Source organism: Candidatus Planktophila versatilis, from assembly GCF_002288265.1.
GTDB lineage: Bacteria > Actinomycetota > Actinomycetes > Nanopelagicales > Nanopelagicaceae > Planktophila > Planktophila versatilis.
The window spans coordinates 285322-310014 of record NZ_CP016778.1 but is presented as its reverse complement, the minus strand read 5'-3'; the positions used below and the strand labels follow the sequence as shown (position 1 = coordinate 310014).

Below are 24693 nucleotides of genomic sequence, written 5' to 3'. Positions count from 1 at the left end.
GGCTGGCTGTCGGCGAATTACAACGGTCGTTGAAATCGTGTACTTAGTTTACTCGTACGCTCCAGGCTCATCGATCGCTCTGGCAAGAACAGGAATTGCTTCTAATTTTGCGCGGGTAGAGCTAAGCGCCCTTCGATAGGAGCCCACGTTCTGCCACTCAGTTGTGAGCACCCAGAGCGTTGGCTCATCTAGATTCTGCCCAACCACACCTGAAATAAAGCCGGTTGCCTCTGCCAAGACATCGCGCACCGCCTCTAGTTCTACGCGGAATTTCTCTCCTTCAGCCAAGGGGAGCTCAAATCGGGAGATTGCAATCATGGGCTGAGCCTAGAGTGGTGGGGAACGGGAATGAAAATCATTTTCATTTGTGATACGGTCCGGCTATGAATATCGCAATCGGCCTAGCAGCCTTAACAGCTATAGCAACTACAGCGGGTGGCTATTTAGCAATCCGCGCCAAGGACAAACTCCACTTGGTTCTTGGATTATCCGCAGGACTACTTCTAGGTCTTGTTGCATTTGATCTTCTTCCTGAGGTCTTTGAACTTGGAACTCAAGAGATTTTCCATGCACCTGCCGTATCAGTAGCACTCATTGCAGGATTCCTTCTGCTTCACTTCTACGAGCAGATTTTTGGTTCGCACGAACCAGCTGAATCAGATTACGGTCATGACCACACGCACTCAGCGAGCTCTGTTGGAGTTCTGGGCGCAGTTGCAATGGGCGGTCACGTATTCCTCGACGGTCTAGCGCTGGGCGTTGCATTTAAGGTCAGCTCAGATTTGGGTGTCGCTGTCTTTATTGCACTCTTGGTCCACGCATTCAGTGATGGCCTCAATACAGTTTCATTTCTAATCAAGAGCGGAAAGTGGAGCAAAAAGGGCATATGGCTTTTAGCAGTCGATGCACTTGCTCGCATCAGCGGCGCCGCACTTGGAACTAGCTTGGCTCTTGGAGATAACGTAATCGCTATCTACCTCGCTGCTTTCTCTGGAATTGTTATCTACCTTGCAACATCACATATCTTGCCAGAGGCACATTCACGACATAAGTCTCGCTACACAATTTTGGCAACGATCGGTGGAGTTCTCATTATGTGGGGACTTGTCAGTTATCTGCATTCAGGTGATTCACATACTCATGGCTCGACCACTGCTATTCATGAAGAGCATGAAGGTGAAGAGCATGAAGGTGAAGAGCATGGCGACCATGAAGAGGAAGATCATAAGTAGTGTCTCGTTCCAACCCTAGAGTCTTAAGTACTCTCGAACGCGCTGGCGGTTTTGCCAGCGCGCAAGAGGTTTACAGACTCATGCAAAGAGAAGGCGAAAGTATTGGTTTAACTACTGTCTATCGCTCTCTGCAGAGTTTGGTCAATGACAAGATTGTCGATGTACTGCGCCGCGAAGATGGAGAAGCTATCTACCGTCTCTGCGGAGAGGCTCACCATCATCACTTAGTCTGTAAAGGTTGCGGCGATACAGTCGAGATTGAAGGGGGAGCAATTGAAAAATGGGCCAAGGTCATGGCTGAAGAACACGGTTTTCGCGAAGTGGGACACACTGCGGAAATCTTCGGCCTCTGCACCAAGTGTTGAAATGGGTAATTTTCGAGGAATCCCTACATGTGCATGTCCGGCATGTGGCTCACATCTGATTCAAATAACTGCGGCATTTTGCCCTCACACATATGAGCTTGAGATGTATCTACTCGACAATGCATGTTGTGCCGTTTGCCACTCATTGTTGACAGCCCCAACACCTATAGATCACCCGGCCGCTTAAGCGCTTCCGAAACGTCGCTCTCTCGCCGAATAAATCTCAATCGCTTTCCACAATAATTCCGGCGTCATATCTGGCCACAAGACATCCATAAAGACAAACTCTGCATAAGAAGATTGCCACGGCAAGAAGTTGCTGGTGCGCTGTTCACCGGATGAACGCAGGAACATATCGACATCGCGCATCTTTGGTGAATAGAGATACTTTTCTAGAGTCTTCTCATTAATGGAATCTGCTTTGACTTTACCGCGCTTTACATCGCGAGCTAGCTCTGTCGCTGCATCAACGATCTCTGCGCGCCCGCCGTAATTCACACACATATTAAGGGTCAATTTCTTATTTTTCTTCGTTAACTCTTGGGCTTCTTCTAGCTCTGAAATCACTGATTTCCATAGCCGCTGTGGGCGCCCGAGCCATTGAATCTTGACTCCCATCTCATTCAAACTATCCCGGCGAGTGCGCAGCATTTCGCGGCTATAGCCCATCAAGAACTTCACTTCTTCTGGGCTGCGCTTCCAATTTTCAGTCGAGAATGCATAGGCACTGATCTCTTTGACACCAAAACCAATTGCAGCTTCTACTAAATCAAAGAGAACTTTTTCACCAGCTTGATGTCCGGCAGTGCGAGGTAATCCGCGCTCTTTTGCCCAGCGCCCATTTCCATCCATCACGATTGCGATGTGTTGGGGAATATCAATCTTCTTACTCATGTATTTCTAGTTAAGCCCTTTCCACCATCGGCAAACTTCGCAGTCCACGTTCCAGGTGCCATTGTAGGTAGGCAGTAACCAAACCACTAGCCTCTCGGCGATAGCGAGCTTCACTTTTTTCCGCCACATCCCAATCACCACGCAATAGCGCTTGCATCAGCTCGAGCGCTTCTGCAGATGCGGTAGCCGATGCTGATGGCCGACAATCCATGCAAACAGATCCACCGCCCACTAATGAGAAATAACGATGTGGTCCTGGCTTTTCACAACGAGAACATGCTGTCATCGATGGTTCATAACCACCAATAGAAAGTGAGCGCAATAGAAATGCATCGAGAATTAGCGATGAATCGTAACGATTATCAGCCAGGGCTTTCATGCCACCAACTACTAAGTGAAATTCTTGTGGAGCTGGCTCTTCCTCTTGCTGGGTAAAGCGCTCAGCGGTTTCCAGGATGGCGTGGGCAATTGTCCAACGCTGATAATCGTTGGTGAGTGCTTCCCCGTAATTCATAATCGCTTCAACTTGGGTGATGGTGTCAAAGGTCTTGCCGGCATGCATCTGAATATCGACATGGCTGCCAGGCTCTAGGCGCGCACCGAATTTAGACATGGTGCGACGAACACCTTTTGCCACACCACGAATACGCCCATGCTCTTTGGTGAGCAACGTAATAATGCGATCTGCTTCGCCCAGTTTTTGCGTGCGCAAAATGATTGCCTCATCGCGATAAAGCTTGGACTGAGGAGCAGACATACTGCGTACGGTAGTTAGCGAATAGCGCGATTGATTGCAGACACGACGGCCTTAAGTGAAGCAGTCGTTGTATTTGGGTCGATTCCGACTCCCCAGAAGACTTGGCCATCAATTTCGCACTCAAGATATGCAGCGGCAGTTGCATCGCCGCCGGAAGAGAGCGCGTGCTCATGGAAATCAAGAACTCTCACATCAACACCATGGTTTTGCATGATGTGACAGAAGGCAGCAATTGGACCATTACCAGTTCCAGAAAGCTCAACTGGCTCACTGCGATCTGTAATCTTGATTGTCAGCTGCACATCTTCACCCATGACTGAGTTCTGTGACATTCCCTTTAATCTGAAGCGGCCCCATGGCGCAGAATCTGTTGGCAAATATTCATCTTCGAAAATATGCCACAACTGCTCTGCTGTAATTTCCCCGCCCTCAGTATCAGTTTTGGCCTGAACAATTCTGGAGAATTCAATTTGGTGGCGACGTGGCAGATCAAGATGATGTTCACTCTTCATCAAGTAGGCAACTCCACCTTTACCTGATTGAGAGTTCACCCGAATTACCGCTTCATAGGAACGACCCACATCTTTCGGATCGATCGGCAAATATGGAACAGCCCAGGTGTAATCATCGACTTCTTTGCCAGCAGCTTTTGCATCGCGTTCTAGATGCTCAAAGCCTTTCTTAATAGCATCTTGATGGGAACCAGAGAAAGCAGTAAAGACCAGATCTCCACCATAAGGATGGCGCTCTGGCACGCGTAATTGATTGCCATATTCCACCGTGCGACGGATCTCATCAATATCACTGAAATCAATATGTGGATCAATTCCGTGTGAAACCAAGTTCATGCCAAGAGTAACAAGGCAAACATTTCCGGTGCGCTCACCATTACCAAAGAGCGTTCCTTCGATGCGGTCTGCTCCTGCTAAATATCCAAGTTCGGCAGCGGCAACACCTGTGCCACGATCATTATGTGGGTGAAGTGAAACAATGACGCTATCGCGGTTATTTAAATTTCTACACATCCACTCGATGGAATCGGCATAGACATTTGGTGTTGTCATTTCCACGGTAGCTGGCAAGTTCAGAATCGTCTTCCACTGCGGAGTTGGCTTCCAAACATCATTAACCGCATTACATACCTCAACGGCAAATTCGAGCTCGGTGCCGGTATATGACTCAGGTGAATATTCAAAGGAGACCTTGGTCTCTGGAACGGTGGCCATTAGTTCAAGGCAGAGCTGAGCGCCATCGGTTGCAATCTTTTTGATTCCATCTTTATCAAGACCAAAGACAACGCGTCGTTGCAAGGTTGAAGTCGAGTTATAGAGATGCACGATTGCTTGCTTGGCGCCAGCAATTGCTTCATAGGTGCGACGAATAAGTGGTTCGCGAGCTTGGGTAAGCACCTGAATGATCACATCATCTGGAATCAAACCCTCATCAATAATCTTGCGCACGAAGTCGAAATCTGTCTGCGAAGCTGATGGAAAACCAACTTCGATCTCTTTATAGCCCATGGCGACAAGTAACTTAAACATCGCAAGCTTGCGAGGTGTGTCCATCGGGTCGATCAGCGCTTGATTGCCATCTCGAAGATCTACTGAGCACCACTTAGGTGCCACTGTCATCTTCTTACTTGGCCAGGTGCGGTCTTCTAATTCAACTGGAATAAAAGGTGCATAACGATGCACCGGCATCTTGGAAGGCTTCTGCTTTGGAAAATTCATTTCACTTAACTCCTATGTGTTTGGTAGTCGGAAAAAAAGGTTTACCGGCAACACCAAACTCCGCAGCGAGGAGACCGGTCTTTAGGCCTCGCTACGGCGGATAAGGAGGAGTCCGCGGAGCTTCATAGTGGGTAGAGCATAACGCGAGAATGCATATTCAATCAAGCGGCTTATTGAGGTGGAATCAAGGTCCCCGAGAAGATCTGCCATGCGAGTGCAGATTTAGCCACAAGTGAGAGCGTTATATAAGTCTTCTCACCGCGCAAATAATCCGACCATTTTCCAACCTTCTTATATTGAAGGTATTGAACAACAGCAAAGGTATTAAAGAGAAGAAATATTGAGAAGACGATGCCATAAACAAATGCAGGAGCCTTTGTGTCTCCTGGGCCACCGATAGCAAGAACATAGAACGCGAGTGCGAGCCAAGGAATAGCACCGGCAATGCAGCCAAAGATATATGCAAGCCATCCACCATTTCCTGGCTCTTCATATTTCTCTTGCAGCCAACCAAAGAGAATCATCGATGCATTGACCCCAAAGAGGGCGATGATTGCAACAACATCAGAGACGCCAGTAATGAGCGCAATAAGAACAATCATTACTGATGAGCTAATTGAATATTCAACCCAACGGAAGTAGTTGCGGTGAGCCGCAAGGCCGGCGGCATAGCGCGGGAAGAATTGTGGGCTTACAACAATAAAGTGGAAGAAGGCTGAAAGGCCTAAGAAGATTGCAACTGTTATTCCGATTGGAGCCTCGAGCAGAGTGACAGGTTCTGCAAAGTCACTTCCTGGAGGTCCTGCTGCGTAACGGGCAACAATAGGCAAGGTGAAGTCACTTGATAGGACAAGCACTACCGCCATTTGAACGAGGTGGAAGAAACCTGCAATGAGGTTGTAATTACGAATCTTCTGAGTATTGATCTCTTTAGCCATAACCTCAGGTTATATCCACAGCCAGCCATTTTCTCGGCAATATCGATGGCTAATCGAAATATTCTCCGCCTGTTCGCTTCAACTCCCTCATCGAAGGCTTCTTGTGAGCCAACGGCTGCTTCCTCGCTAACTCTCTCTGGCAACTAGCCAGAGATTGCACAAAGAGTGCATAACGAGGGAGGAGGACGAAGTGGAATCAGTAATTTTATTACTGAGATTCCTTTTTGAGATATTCAAATCTATTTTTGAAATTATTGAAAAAAGGAAAGCCCGCCGCATAAACGGCGAGCCTCCACCAAGTGCTTGAACCGAACACTCATCCGGAGGGCAGATGCTCTCCGGATGGGCTATTTCTAGCAGAATCTTTCTACGGAACTGGGTAACTTGGCGTCACCCTTGGAAAAGAATCTCCTGGTTGTAGCAAAATTCTGATTTCTATTACTAAGAGTTACAAAACAGGTAAATAACGATCTAACTCATAGGCACTCACCTGGCGGCGATAGTCCTGCCACTCAGAGCGCTTATTGCGCAGGAAGTAATCAAAGACATGCTCGCCTAGAGTCTGGCGCACGAGTTCGCTCTTCTCCATCACAGTAATTGCTTCTTCCAGGTTCGATGGAAGCAGCTGTGTATCAGTGGAAGCTTCCAGCACATACTTCTTCTCAATACCTTGCAGCCCTGCTGCCAACATCACGGCATAGGCAAGGTATGGATTACATGCTGAATCTGGTGAACGAAATTCAATCCGGGTGGAGTTCTCTTTATTTGGTTTATACATCGGGATGCGCACCAGCGCCCCACGATCATTGTGGCCCCAGTTAATGATGGAAGGTGCTTCTCCCCCACCTTGTAAGCGCTTATAAGAGTTTACCCATTGATTTGTGACGGCCGTGATTTCAGCAGCGTGCTTTAAAATTCCGGCAATAAATTGGCGACCAACAGCAGAGAGATTGAGCTCGGCCTTGTCATCATAGAAAGCGTTCTTCTCACCTGCAAAGAGTGAGACGTGGGTATGCATTCCAGAGCCAGGATGTTCGGTAAAGGGCTTGGGCATAAAGGAGGCGAAGAAGCCTTGATTAAGGGCCACTTCTTTAATCACATGACGGAAGGTCATGATGTTATCGGCAGTGCTTAAAGCATCTGCATAACGAAGATCAATTTCTTGTTGTCCTGGAGCGCCTTCATGATGGCTAAATTCAACTGAGACACCCATTGCTTCCAGCAAGGTAATTGCTTGCCGGCGAAAGTCGTGGCCCACAACTGCTGGGGTGTGATCGAAGTAGCCGCCTTGATCAACTGGAACAGGTGGAACGCCTTTTTCTGGTTGTGAGGTGAAGAGAAAGAATTCAATTTCTGGATGGGTGTAACAGGTGTAACCCATCTCGGCAGCTTTCGCTAAGGTGCGGCGCAACACATTGCGCGGGTCGGCCGGGGATGCTTGCCCGCTAGGCAAGGTAATGTCACAGAACATACGGGCGGCGCCTTGCGCCTCTGCCCGCCAGGGCAAGATAGTAAAAGTTGCCGGATCAGGTTTTGCCAACATATCTGATTCAAATTCGCGAGCGAAGCCTTGAATCGCAGAACCATCGAAACCGATTCCCTCTTCAAATGCATTTTCAAGTTCGGCCGGTGCAATGGCAACAGATTTCAAGGTGCCAAGAATGTCGGTAAACCACAAGCGAATAAAACGAATATCGCGTTCTTCCACCGTGCGCAGGACGAACTCTTGCTGCTTGCTCATATTTTCACTATCTGGGGACATGGTCACATCGTGCCAAAGTCACGTTACGCCCATGTTACAAAACTAGAGTTCGCGCCACTTACTTGTCATAGGCAGGCGCCGATCTTTACCAAAAGCACGCTGGGAGACCTTGGTGCCAGGCGGATATTGGCGGCGCTTGTATTCGGCCCGATCGACCATGCCGATCACGCGAATCACTAACTCTTTATCAAAGCCTGCTGCAATCAGGGCATCGTGGCCTAGGTCTTCATCGACATATGCCTTAAGGACTCGATCTAGCAATTCATATTCAGGAAGAGAATCGGAATCTTTTTGATCAGGTCGAAGTTCAGCCGATGGCTCCTTCGTAATGGAGTTCTCCGGAATGGGAGCAACCTCGCCAGCTTCGATTGCAACGCGATTGCGCCAACGAGCAAGTGCCCAAACATCGGTCTTGTAAATATCTTTAATCGGGGCATAGCCACCGACGGCATCGCCATAAAGCGTGGAGTACCCACACGCCAGCTCTGATTTATTTCCGGTTGCTAACACCAAGTGGCCATTCTGATTGGAAAGTCCCATCAGAGTTGTGCCGCGCACGCGCGCCTGCACATTCTCTTCGGCAAGTCCGGTCAGTTCCACTTGGCCAGTGAAGGCATCGACCATCTTCTGTATTTCAATAACGCGAAAACCAAGGCCGGTGGCGCTGGCCATCGCTTGCGCATCAGCGATGGAATGTTCGGAAGAATATTTACTTGGCATGGCAACCGCGTGCACCTGCTCCGGGCCGAGTGCATCAACAGCCAGGGCTGCCACAACGGCAGAATCGATGCCGCCAGATAAACCAAGTAGGACGGAGGTAAATCCATTCTTGGCCACATAATCGCGCAGCCCCACAACAATGGCCTTCCACATCTGCTCTTCATCGCCAAGGCGTTGTGCGATTCCAGGAATCAGTGGCTGAGCAATTTCTACCGGGCTTTCCGAAATGATGACATCGGGCTTCGATGTTGTCGTGGCAACTTCGACATCGACCAGCATCACGCCATCTTCAAATTGTGGAGCACGAGCAATCAGTGCACCAGCTTTGTCGACCACAATACTGTCGCCATCGAAAACTAAATCATCTTGGCCGCCGGTCATATTGAGATAGGCAAGTGGTGCGTTCATTTGGGCAGCGCGCCGGGTAACAAGTTCTAGGCGCACATCATCTTTAGCGCGCTCAAAGGGTGAACCATTGGGCACGATGACAAGTCCAGGCTTGCGCGCTGCGAGTTGGGTGGTGATGCCACCATCGATCCAGAGATCTTCACAAATTGCGATGCCCACATCAACGCCATGAATGCGCACGACCAGCGTGGAATCTCCGGCAACAAAATTGCGGTACTCATCAAAGACGCCGTAATTAGGTAGGTGGCACTTGGCATAGCGGGCTTTTACTTCACCCCCAGCAATAACTGCAACCATATTTTGTGGTCGCCCAGCTAGGTGATCGAGGTAGCCAACGATGCTGACAATCTCCGGGTTGATCTGGCGCGCCAGTGATTCCAGTGCGCTCTTACTTGCTACTTGAAAAGATGGCCGGAGCGCTAAATCTTCGACCGGATAACCGGTCAGAACCATCTCTGGAAAGATCGCAATGTGGGCGCCAGCTAACTGCGCTTGGTGGGCACATTTAATAACCATCGCGGCATTACCCGCGAGGTCTCCGACCGTTGGGTTCACCTGCGCCAGGGCCAATCGCAACTTCATTGTTCAAGATTATCGCCCAGTTGCGTATCAGGGGTACCATTGTTTTTGACCCGGGGACCGCGCCAAGCGGCTTCGAGGCAGGAGAAATAATGAGTACAACCCTTTACGGTGGCGCCTCCCATCGCCGCGTGACCATCCTTGATCTGCGCGCAGCCAAGGTGCGCGGTGAGAAGTGGCCGATGCTCACCAGCTATGAACAGATCACGGCATCAATTTTCGATGAGGCCCAAATTCCAGTACTGCTCGTCGGTGATAGCGCCGGCAATAATTTTCTCGGCGAAGAGAACACCATTCCGGTCACGGTTGATGATTTGATTCCCTTAACCCGAGCAGTAGTACGCGGATCCGCGCGGGCAATGGTCGTGGCAGATCTGCCCTTTGGTTCTTATGAAGCTTCCCCGGAACAAGCACTGACAACTGCTACCCGATTTTTCAAAGAGGCCGGTGCGATGGCGGTGAAGTTAGAAGGTGCACATATTGCAACCGTTGAAAAACTCACTTCATCTGGCATTCCGGTCATGGCCCACCTAGGCCTTACTCCGCAATCACTTCATCAATTAGGCGGCTATCGAGTGCAGGGTCGCACCGATGGCGATGCCATGTTGGAGGCCGCACTCGCCCTCGAAAAAGCAGGTGCTTTTGCCCTCGTGCTAGAACTTGTGCCGGCCGAATTGGCGGCCAGAATTACGGCGGCTTTATCCATTCCCACCATCGGAATCGGCGCCGGCGCACAATGCGATGCCCAAGTTTTAGTCTGGACAGATATGGCTGGCTTTACCGCCAATCCACCCAAACTTGCTAAGGCATATCGCAATCTGCGCCAGGAATTGTTAGCTGCCACCCAAGAGTTTGCTAGCGAAGTTCGCACCGGAGCATTTCCCACTGAGGCGCAGAGCTTTCACTAGTCTTTGGTAGTGGCAAAGCATTCAATAGATCTCACTCCGCTTAAGAAATACCCGGATTTTCGTAATCTCTGGGCGGCCGGGCTGATTTCTTACCTCGGATCGATGATTACCTATGTCGCTATCCCTTTTCAGATTAAAGAGCTCACCAATTCCTACCTTGCGGTAGGTATCGTCGGTGCCATCGAACTCGTGCCACTGATTGTTTTTGGTCTCTACGGCGGGGTCCTTGCCGATTCAGTCAACCGAAAGAAGATGGTCTGGGCGACCGAAGCTGGCGCCATGTTGTTGGTGGCGCTACTTCTTGCCAACTCGATGCTGTGGGAGCCAAAGGTCTGGGTCATCTACATCGCAGCCGGACTCTTTGCGGTAGTCGATGGTTTACAACGTCCTAGCGCCGATGCCATGTTGCCTCGATTAGTTGGCCACCAAGATCTGCCGGCAGCTACTGCGCTGATGAGTTTGCGTTGGCAGCTGGGTCTGATCGTGGGCCCCACAGTGGGCGGCATTATCTTCTCCACATTTTCGATCTCGGCTGGTTTCGCAGTAGATATGGCAACTTATGTTGTTGCACTCGTTTTTCTGGCACGTGTGCGATCTATGCCTTCTTCAAAAGAGGCGAAAAAGCCATCTCTGGCAGCGTTATTAGATGGTGTGAAATATGCATTTAGTCGCCAAGATTTAATTGGCACATACATCATTGACTTGGCGGCCATGACACTTGCAATGCCGATGGCGCTCTATCCATTCTGGGCCGACCAACTTAATGCGCCGTGGGCCCTTGGAATGTTCTATTCCGCAATTACAGTCGGCTCTGTGCTTGTCACTGTGACATCCGGATGGACAACTCGCTATCGCTTTCATGGCAGAGCGGTAATTCTGGCCGCCATCGGTTGGGGTCTTGCCATCGCTGTTGCTGGCCTGAGTACATCCTTGGTTCTTGTCTTACTCTTCCTGACTATCGCCGGGGCCTTTGACATGATCAGCGCCCTGTTTCGTGCAAATATCTGGAACCAAACAATCCCGGACCACTTCCGCGGACGACTTGCCGGTATCGAATTACTTTCTTACTCGGTCGGTCCGCTGGCCGGACAATTACGGGCGGCGACAATCGCCTCTGCTACTAGTTTGTCCTTTTCGGTAACTTCCGGGGGCATTTTATGTGCCATCGTGGTCGCATTTCTGGCCTTTTTCTTGCCGAAAATGTGGAAATACGACGTCGAAACGAACGAATTCGCGGTTCGAGAACGCCAAAATCGCAAAAATCTGGAAAATTCCTAAAATTCCATTCGATTTTCTTACTTTTTTAGAAAAAAACACCAAGAAATTTCCGTAGATGCATAGAAATAATCAAAAAATAATTTGCGACACGCACTGAAATATTTCTCACTATGTAGTGGTATTTCTTTCAAAATTCCGTCACACTTATCCACGAAACAGGTTTGGGTGACGGATCCGAACCCTTCCGATTAGGAGAAAACAGATGGCTGCAAAGCGTCGTAAGAAGGCAGCTGCACCAGCAGCACCTAAGAAGCGTCGTAAGAAGGCTGCCGCAAAGGCAGCAGCACCAAAGCGTCGTAAGAAGGCAGCAGCAAAGAAGGCTGCTCCAAAGCGTCGTAAGAAGGCAGCAGCAAAGAAGGCTGCTCCAAAGCGTCGTAAGAAGGCAGCAGCAAAGAAGGCTGCTCCAAAGCGTCGTAAGAAGGCAGCAGCAAAGAAGGCTGCTCCAAAGCGTCGTAAGAAGGCAGCAGCAAAGAAGGCTGCTCCAAAGCGTCGTAAGAAGGCAGCAGCAAAGAAGGCTGCTCCAAAGCGTCGCAAGAAGAAGGCAGCAGCTCCAGCAGCTGCTCCAAAGCGCCGTCGTCGTAAGAAGGCAGCAGCTAAGTAATTCATTTACTTATAAAAAACCCCGCCAGGTAACTGGCGGGGTTTTTTATTCTGCTGGCGGATTGATTTTCAGGGAATGCGTTACTCGTTCAAATATTTCTGATAACACTCGTTGATCTTCTTTCGTTAAGTGATCAACAAACCTAGTGCGCACACTCTCCACATGATCAGGGGCAGCAGAAACAATTGCCTTCCACCCCTTGGCGGTCATGACCGCGAAGTAGCCCCGCTTATCTTCCGGGCAGGCCTCTCGCTTTACCCAGCCCGCCTTCTCCATCACCTTGATCCGGTGGGAAAGGCGCGAGCGCGAGAGCATGGCAACATCGGCTAGCTCACTCATGCGCATCCTGCGTTCTGGGGCATCACTGAGTTGGGCCAAGACTTCATAGTCGGCCATCGAAAGCTCATGGCTGGCAAGATCTAAATCGAGTGCTTCAAGTAACCGGCGGCTAGCGATGATGTATCGGCGCCAAGCCTTCATTTCGGCAGCATTAAGCCAGCGCGGTGTTGTAGCGTTTTGCCCTGCCATAGCGGCAATAGTACGCTCTTTAGTGACAAAGTTGAACTTTCAACTACTTTTACACACGATGAAATGGAACTCATGAGCCCGGTGAAATCTGGAATCGAAACTTCTGCCCTCGACCCACAGGTGCGTCCACAAGATGACCTCTTCCGTCACTACAACGGAAAGTGGATTACCGAGTATCAGATGCCAGATGACCGATCTAGCGATGGCATCTTTCGCAAATTACATGATGCCGCCGAGGCCCAGGTTCGACAGATTATCGAGAGCGCAACTGGCACAGGTGAGGCGCAGAAAATTGGCGACCTCTACAAATCTTTTATGGATACCGATGCCATTAAAGCCCGCGGTATCGCGCCCATCGTCGAAGATTTAGCCGCCATCGATGGCATCACCAACTTGCCCGAATTTATCTCAGTCATGGCCAGACTTGAAATGCGTGGCATTGGCGGAATCTTTGGCGCAGCCATCTATCCCGATGCGATGGATTCTGATACCAATATTCTCTATCTCGGCCAGGGCGGGCTATCGCTACCCGATGAGTCCTATTACCGGGAAGATCAATTTGCCGAGATTCGAAGTGCCTTTGTGGAGCATGTGGCAAAGATGTGCGCACTTGTGGGAATTGCAGATGGCGCTACCGTCGGAGCACAGATCCTGGCGTTGGAGACAAAAATTGCTAGTCATCACTGGGATCAGGTAAAAGATCGCGATGCAACTCTGACCTATAACAAATACAGCCGCGCCGAGCTAGAAAGCCTTGCCCCACACTTCTTATTCGACCTCTGGGCCGAGCACGCCAAAGTGCCAGCGAAAGCATTTGAATCCCTGGTCGTATGTGAACCATCCTTCTTTGAATCCGTCTCGGCCCTACTTGGTGACTTTTCTGGCGAGCGCGATTCGTGGGTCGCCTGGCTCAAACTCAATCTCGTCTCTGCTAGCGCCGCATTTCTCACCGATGACATCGTGCAGCAGAACTTTGAGTTCTATGCCAAGACCCTCTCTGGCACGCCACAGATTCGCGATCGCTGGAAGCGCGCCGTCTCTGTCACCCAAGGCGCCCTCGGTGAAGCCATCGGCAAGGTTTATGTCGAACAGCACTTCTCGGAAAAAGCAAAGAGTGAGATGAAGGTATTAGTTGATTATCTGCTTGAGGCTTATCGGCTAAGCATTATTGACCTGCCCTGGATGTCAGCGGCAACGAAGGAAAAGGCGCTAGAAAAGCTGACTAAGTTCACCCCCAAGATTGGTTATCCCGATAAATGGCGCGACTATTCCACCTTAGAAATTTCTGCCAGTGATCTGATTGGCAACTTATGGCGAATCGCCGAGTTCGATCATGCCTATGCCATTGCCAAGATTGGCGCACCGGTTGATCGCGATGAGTGGCATATGACCCCGCAGACGGTCAACGCTTATTACAACCCACTTGCCAATGAAATTGTCTTTCCGGCGGCAATCTTGCAGCCACCCTTCTTTGATTTAGAAGCTGATATCGCAGCTAACTACGGCGGCATTGGCGCAGTTATTGGCCACGAAATAGGCCATGGCTTTGATGATCAAGGTTCCAAATATGATGGTGATGGCAATATGGTGGATTGGTGGAGCGATGAAGATCGCAGCAAGTTTGAAGAACTCACTGCCGTGCTGGTTAAGCAATTCGATGCCTTATCCCCTGAAAGCACCCCTGATATCCACGTCAATGGCGCCTTTACTTTGGGTGAAAATATTGGTGATCTCGGTGGCCTGGCGATTGCATATAAGGCATGGAAATTAGCTTTGGGAGGTGCGCAAAGTCCAGTCATTGACGGACTCACTGGTGAACAACGATTCTTCCTTTCCTATGCCCACTCCTGGCGTAATAAGAATCGCCCGGAAGAAGTGCGTCGCCGGATTGCAACAGATCCACACTCCCCTGATGAATTTCGTTGTAATCAGATTGTGCGCAATATGCCCGAGTTCTATCAAGCATTCGGTGTCAGTCAGAGCGATGAACTCTGGCTGGCAGAGCACGAGCGTGTGCGAATTTGGTAGCTCTGCCACACTTACCTAATGGTGGCCCCCAATGAGTAAACCCACAAACGGTTTCGCTTTTGAGATCAACCACGCCGCCGACTCTGGTTTAGCGCGCGTCGGAACACTGACAACACCTCATGGGCAGATTCAGACCCCTGCCTTTATTCCGGTGGGCACCAAGGCAACGGTGAAAACAGTTCTGCCAGAGGCGATGGAGAACCTCGGGGCGCAAGCCCTGCTGGCAAATGCTTATCACCTCTATCTGCAACCTGGCCCCGATGTATTAGATGAGGCCGGCGGCCTTGGTTCATTTATGAATTGGGATAAGCCAACTTTTACCGATAGCGGTGGCTTTCAGGTGCTCTCACTCGGTGTGGGATTTAAAAAGGTCTTAGCGATGGATGCGCAGACCTTCCGTTCTGATCAAGTGATTGCAAAGAATAAAGAGCGGCTAGCCCATGTTGATGATGAGGGCGTTACCTTTAAGAGCCACCTCGATGGCTCGATGCACCGCTTTACCGCCGAAATCTCTATGCAGATTCAACATAAGTTGGGCGCCGACATTATGTTCGCATTCGATGAGTGCACCACCCTGCATAACACTCGCCCCTATCAAGAGCTGGCTATGTCTCGCACCTATGACTGGGCCATTCGCTGCCTGGATGAACATAAAAAATTGACCGATGCCCGCACGGCAAAGCCATATCAAGCACTCTTTGGCGTCATTCAAGGCGCGCAGTATGAAGACTTGCGCAAGAAAGCCGCCGGTGATCTGGGGACCATGAGTTCATCTGGAATTGAATTCGATGGCTTTGGTATTGGTGGCGCGCTAGATAAAGATTCACTGGGCACAATTGTGAGCTGGGTGAATTCAACGCTGCCGCAGGAGAAACCGAAACATCTGCTTGGCATCGGCGCCCCGGAAGACTTATTTGTTGGAGTGGAGAACGGAATCGATACCTTTGACTGCGTGCTGGCATCGCGCATTGCCCGCACCAGTGCGGTCTATACGATGGAAGGTCGTTTTAACGTCTCTAATCAACCATTTATCCGTGACTTTAATCCGATTGATGATGAATGTGATTGCTATACCTGCACGCATTACACCCGCGCCTACCTATGCCATCTCTTTCGTGCCAAAGAGATGGTTGCTGGCACCCTGGCCACAATCCATAATGAACGATTTATCGTGCGCTTAGTTGATCAGATGCGACAGGCTCTACTTGATGGAAACTTCCAGGATATGAAAAAAGAATTTATGGGCCGTTATAAGCATAAATCGGGGCAGTCGCGCGACTAGTAGGACTTAGAGAATGTAGTTTGCTCGCGCTTTTTCCACGGCCGTTACCCGGCCATCAACGCCCATCTTTCGATAGAGATTCTTTAGGTGAGTTTTCATCGTGTTGTGTGAGATGTGAAGTGTGATTGCAATAGAACTAATTGGGCGATCTGTTGATAGATGACGCAATACTTCCAATTCTCGCTTAGTCAGTGGTGCTGAAAATTCGGAAGACCCGGCACGCCGACTCTTAATCTTTTCGGCCACGCTGGCAGCTAGATCTTCTAGATAGACAGTGGGACTCTCACTTGCGATTTTCAAAATTAAGTTTCCCATCTCATCTGATAGGCGCAAGAAAATCTCCTTAGCCCCCACGCGCGATCCAATATCAAGGGCTTTCTTCATCTCAATCAGGGCGACTCGCTCTTGGTCTATTACCCCTCCAGCCATGACAAGATGTTTAACTATCTGCTCTCTCGGAGTTTTATCGGGCAGGGAACCAGCAATATCAATTGAGTTGCCCTTGTTCCCATGGCGAGCCAGCGCCAGTTTGATGAGTTGAACTTGTGGGAGTTCAGGTACACGTTGCAAAAGTGCTGAGAGTCGATCGTAATCTTTTATCTCATAGCGCACACTGAGCTCGGCTACATCAATGAGAGTTTCAATTCCTTGCGAATAGGCCAGCTCTGAAGCTTTCCGGCGCATGCCATTTATTGCTTCAACGGCGCCGCGCGCATTTGCCTGCATCGCCATAGTTTTAGCCAAACTTCCCTCTGCCATGAAATACCAATGCCACTGTTTCCATCCCTCAGCCAGGGTTTTGATTTGCTCAAACCGCTCATCTGCTTCGCGATATCGCAAGAATTCACGTTGACATCTAGCGATGACAAAGAGTGACTCCAGTGGCCCAAAGATTCCGACATAACCCTGCTTGGTAAATTGCATACTGCAATTTTGGGCAACTTCAAAAGCTCTTCGGTAATCACCCATTTCTAGTTGGACCATTGCATTGATTGACATAAGCATGAGATTGTTTTTCGAAATTTTTGAAGAGTTGACTAGCGTGTTTGCTTCCTCAAAAATCTGCTCTAGCTCTGATGTCTGGCCCAGCATGAAGGAGCGTGTTGCCGCCAATCTGTGGAGTGCCAGCTGCTCATCGGCACCTAACATCAGTGGGCTGTTGGCCGGTTGCATCGCCAATGAAAAGTCTTGGCTAAATTCTTCAAATTTTGCCTGCGATATATCCACATAAGCCTTAGCGCCGTGGGTGAGTTGGCTAATGAAACCTTCCAAATCTGTTCCTTTGGCATCAAGGTTCATCTGATCTGCCATGTTCGATACCTCTGAAAATTCCAAGTTAGCTAGCCGGCCCGCTATTTCAACGGTGGCTCTTTTTAACAATCCAAGTTCAGATGCATCGCCAGCAAAAATCGACCACTTTATAAGTTCTCGCCCTTTACCGGTTGCCTGCAGGATGCGGGCCGCATCTGGAAAAATCTCGCCTACTTTTTCATAATCCTCAGCTAGGTATGCATGTTCTAGCGCTAAATTTGGCTCGTTTCGATGCTCATGGAACTGCAGAAGTTTTGCATGTATACGCAACTTTCTAAATTTATCTGCCCGAAGTTCAGCGAGCAGAATCTCTCGAAAAATCGAGTTGAACTCAAAGGATACTTCTGGAGATCCGGTCTGGGAGAAGATGTTGCCATCCAGGGCAAATTGATTGATCTCGTCATACGAGTAATCTGCTTCAAGAATAATCTGTGCTAATTCGTGGCTAAATTCACCGACAATGCTCAAGGATTGCAATTTTGTCCGCAGCGATGCTGGGAGCGTGTCAAGAACTGATACAGCTAGGACTCGCAACGGGTTTGATTGCGAGGCCAATACTTTTTCAAAATCAATTTCCGAGCCAGTGCCAGAAATCTGATGAGCAATCATAGAAACAGCCGCTGGCCACCCTTGGGCTGAATTCAGTGAAGATTTAATACTTGGATTAGAAAAATCAATTGAGTATTGACCCGCTAGCGCCTGAGTCTCGCTCTCTGAAAATGCTAATTCATTCTTGCCTACGATTGCCAGGAGTCCACGAGATGCAAATGTTGCATAGACGGTTTCAATTGAATCTCTTCGAATCGTAATGAATTGCAAATTTGGTGGGAATTGTTCAATTAACTTTACGGCAATATCAACATCTCTAGCTGTGTGCTGACGTAAATTGTCAATGACTAAAATGTAATCCTTGCCTGTTGCAAACAACTCATTACCCCAACGGCGTACATTTTCTACCGGGCGAATTCCAGGCTCGTCATCAAACCAGCTTGCAAAACCTGGAATCACATTGCGGGTTGCTTGAATGAAAATCTGGGACATCTCTTCCAGTGAATCACTTTCGGTAAGAGTTAGCCAGATAACGCGATCTCGTTGGGTACTGGCCCACTCTGCAACCAAGGAAGTTTTTCCATATCCGGCAGGGGCAAGTACAACTGTGGTCTGCGGTGCAGGATGGACTAGTAAGTGAAAGAGATGCTTACGTGATAAATAGTTGGGTGGCAGGGTGGGAATTACCGTGCGAGAGAGGGTGACCCCGGAAGTCACCTCAAATTGGGTGAGAGCCTCACCTTTCACCTTCGCCATGAGTAAAGGGTGATGCACGCGGTGGCGATTGTGAAGAAGTAATCACCCCTTCTGGGGTGAGGTTCTGCGGTGATTAATCCTAAATCAGGCTAGAGCGAGGCAAAGCCTTCGGCTAATACCCCGAGTGCATCCTTTAATAGCTCATCTGTAATGACAACTGGCGGCAAGAAGCGAATCACGTTGCCGTAAGTGCCGGCGGTCAGGATCAACACGCCCTTGCTCTGGCAATACTTAATCACCTTTGCCATCGCCTCTGGGTTGGGATCCTTTGTTCCGGCATGTATCAATTCAATTGCAACCATGGCGCCACGTCCGCGAACTTCACCAATGATTGGGTATTGCGCCTTGAGTGCATTCAGCGCAGCAAAGAGAATGTCACCGATGTGGGCTGCGCGTTCGACTAACTTCTCTTCTTCAATCATTTCAATCACGGCAAGTGCTGCGGCGCAGGCAATCGGATTTCCACCATAGGTGCCACCGAGGCCACCCACATGTGATGAATCCATGATTTCAGCGCGAGCAGTCACTGCAGCTAGTGGCAGTCCACCAGCAATTCCCTTAGCCGAAATGATCATGTCCGGCTCCATACCTTCATGTTCGACGGCAAACATTTTTCCGGTGCGGGCAAAACCTGATTGCACTTCATCGGCAATAAATACAATCTTGTTCTCGGTGGCAAACTTCTGCAGCCCTGGCATAAATCCAACTGGTGGCACGATAAATCCACCCTCGCCAACAACTGGCTCAATCAAAATGGCGGCAACGTTATGTGCTCCCACTTCTTTCTCAATTTTATGAATCACCATATCAAGTGCGTCTTCGGCGATAGTGTCAGGATTTCCAAGCCAACGATAGGAATATGGCATCGGCATTCGGTAGATCTCATTGGCAAAAGGACCGAAACCATCTTTATATGGCAAGTTCTTTGCTGTAAGGGCCATAGTCAGGTTTGTGCGGCCGTGATAAGCGTGTTCAAAGACAACTACTGCTGGGCGCTTTGTGTAGTGACGCGCAATTTTGATTGCATTTTCTACCGCTTCTGCTCCTGAGTTTTGCAGAATTGACTTCTTGGCAAATTTTCCAGGAGTTAAACGATTGAGGGCTTCGCAGACTTCGATATAGCCCAGATATGGAGCAGTGGTGAAGTTGGTGTGAGTGAATTTCTCCACTGCTTCTTGCACAGCTTTTACAACGCGAGGTGCGGCGTTTCCTACGGTGACAACACCGATACCTGCGCCGAGATCGATAATTCGGTTGCCATCGATATCTTCAATAATCGCATCGTGTGCACGCGAAACAATGACCGGCATCGCAGTTCCTAGTCCCCCAGAGACAGCCTCTTTGCGTCGCGCCATCGCCGCCGTCGATTTCGGCCCAGGAATTTCTGTGACCAGATGACGAGTTTGCGGGAGTCGATCCTGTGATGTCATGGCCTAATTCTAAGCCCCGTATTTCCTACTCGCAGACCTCACCAGCTCTGACTAAGAGTTAGGCTTGCCACATGAGCAGACTCAGAGATAGCGCACCGCTACTTGATGCCTACCTCGCCTACTTCGAGCGCACCAGAACTCCTTTCACCATTCCTGGACATAAGCAGAAGGCGAGCGCGCTAGATGCCGACTTAGGTGCTGTGGTGGATGCAGATACACCTTTATATGGCGGCCTTGATGAAATTAAGTTAACGAATCAGACTCTAAAGATGGCTGAATCACTGGCGGCCACCTTGTGGGGCGCAGATTACGCACGCTTTTCAACAGGTGGTTCCACTCATGCAAACCAGGCAATTATCTTTGCACTAGGAAAGCCCGGCGATAAGGTCGCTGTATCTAGAACCGCCCATCGTTCGGTCTTAAGCGCACTTGTTCTTGCTGGCCTTGAGCCAATCTGGATGTCACCCGAGATTGATGGCGCAACAGGTGTTCCCACCGGAATTACAGCTGGCGAACTTGCAAAAGCTTTGAGTGAGAAACCAATTGCAGTGCTGCTTACCGAGCCAGGTTATTTGGGAACAATCTCAGATCTGCCGGCGCTGATTGAACTTTCACATGCACAACGTGTTCCAGTGATTTTAGATGCAGCATGGGGCGGACACTTTGGTTTTCACCCACACCTGCCACAGCATGCATTTCAGTTAGGTGCTGATGCGCTGATCACTAGTACACATAAAGCTCTGCCTGGTTATAGCGCCTCCGCACTCTTACTTGCCCGCACCACGTTGCTTAGCGCAGAACGTTTGGAACAAAGCTTTGAAACAACCCACACAACTTCACCAGCTGGCGCACCTCTTGCTTCCATCGATGGCGTGCGCGCGCTTCTGCAAACTCGCGGGGAAGAGTTAATCGGCGCCCTGCTTGAAAATGTTCACCACTTCAAAGAGCTGGTGCAAGCAGAATTTGCCCTTCCTATCTTTCTCTATCCACACGATTTTCCAGCTGGCCGCTTTGATGCTTCCAAGATAGTTCTGCGCGTGCAGCAGCTGGGCGCTTCCGGAGTTGAGATTGAGCAAGATCTACAAGCCGAAGGAATTCGGGTGGAGATGGCAGATCGAGACACGATTGTCTTCCTGGGCACTATTGCCGATACCAAAGCAGATTTTGACCACTTAGCCGATGTGTTAATTCCGATTCTTAAGCGCAGACAGGAACAACGGCGAGAGAGTGCGGCGGCGCTGAGTTGGTCTGTTGTGCCACAGCGCGCAATTTCTATGCGTGATGCCTATTTTGCAGAGACCGAGTTAGTCAGCGCCCGTGATGCCATTGGGTGTATTTCAGCAGATCTGATTGCGCCATATCCGCCAGGTGTTGCAGTTGTTGCACCTGGTGAAATTCTTACCGCCCAGATTGTTGAGGGTTTGGGGGCTTCACGTGCTGCAGGCGTTCGCATCGCCTATGCAACTGATCCCACTCTTGCCAAGTATCGAGTCGTAAAGAGAAGTTAAAGCGGTTGTCGATACACCTTATGACTCTGTGCTTGCGCAAGTGGGCGAATCACTAAAGAATCCACATTGAAGTGAGATGGCAGCATCACTGACCATCTAATTGCCTCAGCCACATCTTCTGCCACCAACGGTCTTGTGACACCTTCATAGACCTTTGCCGCTTTTTCGGTATCACCACCAAAGCGTTGCACGGCAAACTCATCGGTCTTGACCATTCCAGGAGCAATCTCTGTCACCCGAATCGGTTGCCCATTAAGTTCTAGGCGAAGTGTTTCAACGAGAGAAGTTTCGGCAAACTTTGCCGCCACATAACTTCCACCATTTTCATAGACGCGGTGTCCGGCAGTTGATGAAATCATCACGATATGCCCATGGCCAAATGCCTGCATCAGCGGGGTCATTGCTTTGACCATCCGCACCGAACCCACAACATTGATATCAAATGTCTTCTTCCAAATTTCAGGATCTGAGTCATTAATAGCAGCTGCATCAAATGCCCCACCAGCGCAGTTGATAAGAATGGAGACTGGTTTTCCTTGCAAGTGCTTGGTGAGTGAATCAACGGAATCTTGCTTGGTGACATCGAGTGTGAAGGCTTCAATGTTCTGATCTTCTGCCGCAAGGGCAGCTAATCGATCTGCCCGTCTTGCTGCGGCAATCACGTGATAACCATTGCTTGCCAATAGTCGCGCTGTTGCCGCGCCGATTCCACTACTTGCTCCAGTAATAACTGCATATTCGCGCGCGCTCATGGAGTTAAGAGTACAGGTGCGAGATAGAATTAAGATATGAGCAAACAAATAAAGACAGATGTGGAAATCAACTATAAGAAGCGTAATCAGACCACAGTCTTTTGGCGTGGCATCCTCGTGTTCCCAGTCGCCGTCTTCATCTGCTCCTTTGCCGTTCAGAGCAACGCTGGTTTTGCCGCTGGATTTATCATCGTGCCAGCGCTACTTGCCCTGGTATTCCGTGAGGTCTATCCAAGCTACCTGCTGACTTTCAACCACGCATTTCTTGAATTGCAGACTCGTGTTGTTGCCTATGTTCTCCTGCTCACTGATGATTACCCCTCTATTGAGCGCAACAAAAATATTGAGGTAGTTTTCCCAGATATCAATGGCGGGAAAGCACTTAATCGATGGCTTCCTTTGGTCAAGTGGTTCTTAGCAATTCCACTCATCATTGTTGGCGTTATTTACTCACTGATAGCTCTCGGCATGACTTTCATTGCCTGGATCATGACTTCTGCGACCGGAAATTATCCAAAGTGGGCTGGCAAGTTTGTCCTTAAGACCATGCGCTTTTGGAACCGTGTGAACGGTTATGCATTTATCTTGGTCTCCGACAAGTACCCTTCATTTGCACTCTAATGTCTCTTGAAATCAGAGCTGCGCTAGCTGCAGATAAGCAACGTTGGTTCATTCTCTGGCAGGGCTATCTCGACTTTTACAAGACTGAGCTTTCGACTGAACAGAGCGAACTCACCTGGCAGCGAATTCTGGATTCAGAATTTAATATGAAGTGCGCTCTTGCAATTCATGATGGCCTCATCGTTGGCTTTACGACATATAGCCTGCAGAACTCAACCTGGTCTGAAAACGGGCATTGCTATCTGGAAGATCTCTTTGTGGATCCAGCTGCGCGCGGAAAAGGTGTAGGGCGCGCTCTGATTGAGTATGTGAAGAGCTATGCGATAGAAAATAACTGCTCGCGTCTTTATTGGAATACTGATGAAGATAATGCAACAGCTAGAAAGCTCTATGACACCTACGCCTTAGAATCTGGAAAACGTCAGTACCGGATTGCCCTTAATTAGGCTCTGGATTTTTCGGTTTTCGCTTGAGCAACTTTCTTGGATCAACTTTCTTCCCCTGCGCTTTGACTTGATCCAGCATTCGATCAGCCCAGGCAAATTCCAGCGCCAGTATGGCAAGTCCCAGGACTAAGAACGGGATAGTAAAAGGCCCAGGAAGCACAATCAGCAGTAAGCCTAAAACTATTAAGGTAAAGCCAATGACTGAGACAATTATTTTTCGCATCCCGGCAGGAAGTGTTTTCCAGGTGGCGAGAAATTTACTCTTCTGGGTCATGCCCCGATGTTACTCGCCCGGCATGGGCACGTGCAGCAGGATCGGATTTGGATTTGATGAGGCTGGCCACAGTTGAAACTATAAGAATTCCCCCGATAACGGCTAACCCAATCGGAGTGGAAATCTTAGGGATTGAATCAAACTGCTCGTGCAGGTAGGTCATGATCAGTTTTACGCCGATAAACATCAGAATAATTGATAGTCCAAGTGAGAGATAGATAAGGCGATCCAACAAGCCTTTGACTAAGAAGTAGAGCGCTCTTAATCCAAGGAGTGCGAAGGCGTTGGCGGCAAATACCAAAAATGTCTCTGAAGTAACCCCGAAGGTTGCTGGGATTGAGTCGAGGGCGAAGAGTAAATCGGTCGAGCCAATGGCAATCATGACTAAGAACATTGGGGTTGCAATTCGCTTGCCATCAATGCGGATAAACATTTTTGAACCATGATATTCATTGACCATCTTGATGCGAGCTCTAATCTTCTTCACAATCGCATTGTCATTTGGCTCAGGATCTTCATCCCAGTGCTTAAAGAGCCCAACACCGGTCCAGATAAGGATGGCACCAAAAATTACGAAGGTGAATGAGAACGCAGCAAGGGCGGCGGCACCGACTGCAATGAAGATGCCTCGTAAGACCAGCGCCAAAATCACTCCAATAAGAAGAATTCGCTGGTGATAGATGCTTGGAACAGCAAACTGAGCCAAAATAATGACGAATACGAAGAGGTTATCTACGGAAAGTGATTTCTCGACTAGGTAGGCGGCGAAGTACTCAGTACCTGCGGTGCTTCCATATTCTTGCAAGACCCACACCCCAAATGCCACTGCAATACCAATATAGAACAGTGACCAGCTGGCTGCTTCTTTGAATTTAACTTCGTGAGGTTTAGCACTCACGGTAAATAGATCGACGGCAATCAGAACAATAATTGCTCCGATTGTTATTGACCAAACAGTTAGTGAAACATCCATAGTTTTCTCCCCTTGACGCGCGTATGTAAGAACGAGGTCAAGGTCTTCCTAACCGAATCTCGG

At 49.3% G+C, this 24693-nt stretch carries 23 protein-coding genes; 10 read left to right on the top strand and 13 right to left on the bottom strand.

Annotation, left to right across the window (positions count from 1 at the left end; translation table 11 throughout):
- Positions 1-48: 48 nt before the first annotated feature.
- Positions 49-318 carry an antibiotic biosynthesis monooxygenase family protein gene (locus tag A1sIIB76_RS01595; protein WP_095696815.1) on the bottom strand — a complete coding sequence of 90 codons (270 nt, stop codon included), beginning with the start codon at positions 316-318 and terminating at the stop codon, positions 49-51.
- Positions 319-383: 65 nt separating this feature from the next.
- On the opposite strand from A1sIIB76_RS01595, the gene A1sIIB76_RS01590 reads away from it, so the two are divergent.
- Positions 384-1232 carry a ZIP family metal transporter gene (locus A1sIIB76_RS01590; RefSeq protein ID WP_095696814.1) on the top strand — a complete coding sequence of 283 codons (849 nt, stop codon included), beginning with the start codon at positions 384-386 and terminating at the stop codon, positions 1230-1232.
- Positions 1232-1597 (top strand): Fur family transcriptional regulator, encoded by a 366-nt coding sequence (locus tag A1sIIB76_RS01585; RefSeq protein WP_095674491.1) that lies wholly within the window; start codon positions 1232-1234, stop codon positions 1595-1597. Before A1sIIB76_RS01590 ends, A1sIIB76_RS01585 begins: the two co-directional genes overlap by 1 nt.
- Before the next feature lie 183 nt (positions 1598-1780).
- On the opposite strand, the gene A1sIIB76_RS01575 is transcribed toward A1sIIB76_RS01585, so the two are convergent.
- The 6 genes from A1sIIB76_RS01575 to A1sIIB76_RS01550 form a co-directional block, all read right to left on the bottom strand.
- On the bottom strand, positions 1781-2491 hold the full coding sequence (locus A1sIIB76_RS01575; protein ID WP_095684427.1) for an isoprenyl transferase: 711 nt from the start codon (positions 2489-2491) through the stop codon (positions 1781-1783).
- Positions 2492-2501: 10 nt separating this feature from the next.
- Positions 2502-3248 (bottom strand): DNA repair protein RecO, encoded by a 747-nt coding sequence (recO, locus tag A1sIIB76_RS01570; protein WP_095696813.1) that lies wholly within the window; start codon positions 3246-3248, stop codon positions 2502-2504.
- 14 nt (positions 3249-3262) lie between these two features.
- The gene (gene leuA / locus A1sIIB76_RS01565) at positions 3263-4978 is read right to left on the bottom strand and encodes a 2-isopropylmalate synthase (protein ID WP_095684425.1); all 1716 of its coding nucleotides are present in this window, start codon (positions 4976-4978) and stop codon (positions 3263-3265) included.
- 170 nt (positions 4979-5148) lie between these two features.
- Positions 5149-5916 carry a heliorhodopsin HeR gene (gene heR, locus A1sIIB76_RS01560; protein ID WP_095696812.1) on the bottom strand — a complete coding sequence of 256 codons (768 nt, stop codon included), beginning with the start codon at positions 5914-5916 and terminating at the stop codon, positions 5149-5151.
- 448 nt (positions 5917-6364) lie between these two features.
- Positions 6365-7657 (bottom strand): glutamine synthetase family protein, encoded by a 1293-nt coding sequence (locus tag A1sIIB76_RS01555; protein WP_095685187.1) that lies wholly within the window; start codon positions 7655-7657, stop codon positions 6365-6367.
- 63 nt (positions 7658-7720) lie between these two features.
- Positions 7721-9388, bottom strand: a complete 1668-nt coding sequence (locus tag A1sIIB76_RS01550; protein WP_095684424.1) for an NAD+ synthase — start codon at positions 9386-9388, stop codon at positions 7721-7723.
- An 89-nt stretch (positions 9389-9477) separates the two neighbouring features.
- On the opposite strand from A1sIIB76_RS01550, the gene panB reads away from it, so the two are divergent.
- The 3 genes from panB (at position 9478) to A1sIIB76_RS01535 (ending at position 12172) form a co-directional block, all read left to right on the top strand.
- Positions 9478-10293: a 3-methyl-2-oxobutanoate hydroxymethyltransferase gene (gene panB / locus A1sIIB76_RS01545; RefSeq protein ID WP_095674484.1), complete on the top strand. Its 816-nt coding sequence runs from the start codon at positions 9478-9480 to the stop codon at positions 10291-10293.
- A gap of 9 nt (positions 10294-10302) precedes the next feature.
- A complete protein-coding gene (locus tag A1sIIB76_RS01540; protein WP_095684423.1) occupies positions 10303-11571 on the top strand; it encodes an MFS transporter in 1269 nt (422 codons plus the stop codon).
- A gap of 202 nt (positions 11572-11773) precedes the next feature.
- Entirely contained in the window at positions 11774-12172 is a 399-nt protein-coding gene (locus tag A1sIIB76_RS01535; protein ID WP_095696811.1) for a hypothetical protein, read from the top strand.
- Positions 12173-12217: 45 nt separating this feature from the next.
- On the opposite strand, the gene A1sIIB76_RS01530 is transcribed toward A1sIIB76_RS01535, so the two are convergent.
- Complete coding sequence (locus tag A1sIIB76_RS01530) at positions 12218-12700, bottom strand: MarR family winged helix-turn-helix transcriptional regulator (protein WP_095693382.1); 483 nt, start codon at positions 12698-12700, stop codon at positions 12218-12220.
- Between the two features lie 63 nt (positions 12701-12763).
- On the opposite strand from A1sIIB76_RS01530, the gene A1sIIB76_RS01525 reads away from it, so the two are divergent.
- Together A1sIIB76_RS01525 and tgt are read left to right on the top strand one after the other, a co-directional pair.
- Positions 12764-14728, top strand: coding sequence for a M13 family metallopeptidase (locus tag A1sIIB76_RS01525; RefSeq protein WP_190286250.1), 1965 nt, complete (start codon positions 12764-12766; stop codon positions 14726-14728).
- A gap of 31 nt (positions 14729-14759) precedes the next feature.
- The gene (tgt, locus tag A1sIIB76_RS01520; RefSeq protein ID WP_095696809.1) at positions 14760-16010 is read left to right on the top strand and encodes a tRNA guanosine(34) transglycosylase Tgt; all 1251 of its coding nucleotides are present in this window, start codon (positions 14760-14762) and stop codon (positions 16008-16010) included.
- A 6-nt stretch (positions 16011-16016) separates the two neighbouring features.
- Here the strand turns inward: tgt and A1sIIB76_RS01515 are convergent, their stop codons facing one another.
- Together A1sIIB76_RS01515 and gabT are read right to left on the bottom strand one after the other, a co-directional pair.
- Complete coding sequence (locus A1sIIB76_RS01515; protein ID WP_125918781.1) at positions 16017-18626, bottom strand: helix-turn-helix transcriptional regulator; 2610 nt, start codon at positions 18624-18626, stop codon at positions 16017-16019.
- An 89-nt stretch (positions 18627-18715) separates the two neighbouring features.
- The gene (gene gabT / locus A1sIIB76_RS01510; RefSeq protein WP_095696807.1) at positions 18716-20056 is read right to left on the bottom strand and encodes a 4-aminobutyrate--2-oxoglutarate transaminase; all 1341 of its coding nucleotides are present in this window, start codon (positions 20054-20056) and stop codon (positions 18716-18718) included.
- A 71-nt stretch (positions 20057-20127) separates the two neighbouring features.
- Here gabT and A1sIIB76_RS01505 point away from each other — a divergent pair, with 71 nt between their 5' ends.
- Positions 20128-21564, top strand: a complete 1437-nt coding sequence (locus A1sIIB76_RS01505; RefSeq protein ID WP_095696806.1) for an aminotransferase class I/II-fold pyridoxal phosphate-dependent enzyme — start codon at positions 20128-20130, stop codon at positions 21562-21564.
- On the opposite strand, the gene A1sIIB76_RS01500 is transcribed toward A1sIIB76_RS01505, so the two are convergent.
- The gene (locus A1sIIB76_RS01500; protein ID WP_095696805.1) at positions 21561-22316 is read right to left on the bottom strand and encodes an SDR family oxidoreductase; all 756 of its coding nucleotides are present in this window, start codon (positions 22314-22316) and stop codon (positions 21561-21563) included. The two genes, A1sIIB76_RS01505 and A1sIIB76_RS01500, sit on opposite strands and share 4 nt — an antisense overlap.
- Positions 22317-22352: 36 nt before the next feature.
- Between A1sIIB76_RS01500 and A1sIIB76_RS01495 the strand changes: the two genes are divergently transcribed.
- Entirely contained in the window at positions 22353-22937 is a 585-nt protein-coding gene (locus tag A1sIIB76_RS01495; protein ID WP_095696804.1) for a hypothetical protein, read from the top strand.
- Positions 22937-23383, top strand: coding sequence for a GNAT family N-acetyltransferase (locus A1sIIB76_RS01490; protein WP_095696803.1), 447 nt, complete (start codon positions 22937-22939; stop codon positions 23381-23383). Before A1sIIB76_RS01495 ends, A1sIIB76_RS01490 begins: the two co-directional genes overlap by 1 nt.
- Here the strand turns inward: A1sIIB76_RS01490 and A1sIIB76_RS01485 are convergent.
- Positions 23376-23657, bottom strand: coding sequence for a PGPGW domain-containing protein (locus A1sIIB76_RS01485; protein WP_095696802.1), 282 nt, complete (start codon positions 23655-23657; stop codon positions 23376-23378). The two genes, A1sIIB76_RS01490 and A1sIIB76_RS01485, sit on opposite strands and share 8 nt — an antisense overlap.
- Entirely contained in the window at positions 23641-24630 is a 990-nt protein-coding gene (locus tag A1sIIB76_RS01480; RefSeq protein ID WP_095696801.1) for a TerC family protein, read from the bottom strand. The genes A1sIIB76_RS01485 and A1sIIB76_RS01480 overlap by 17 nt, the downstream gene beginning before the upstream one ends.
- Positions 24631-24693 lie beyond the last annotated feature (63 nt).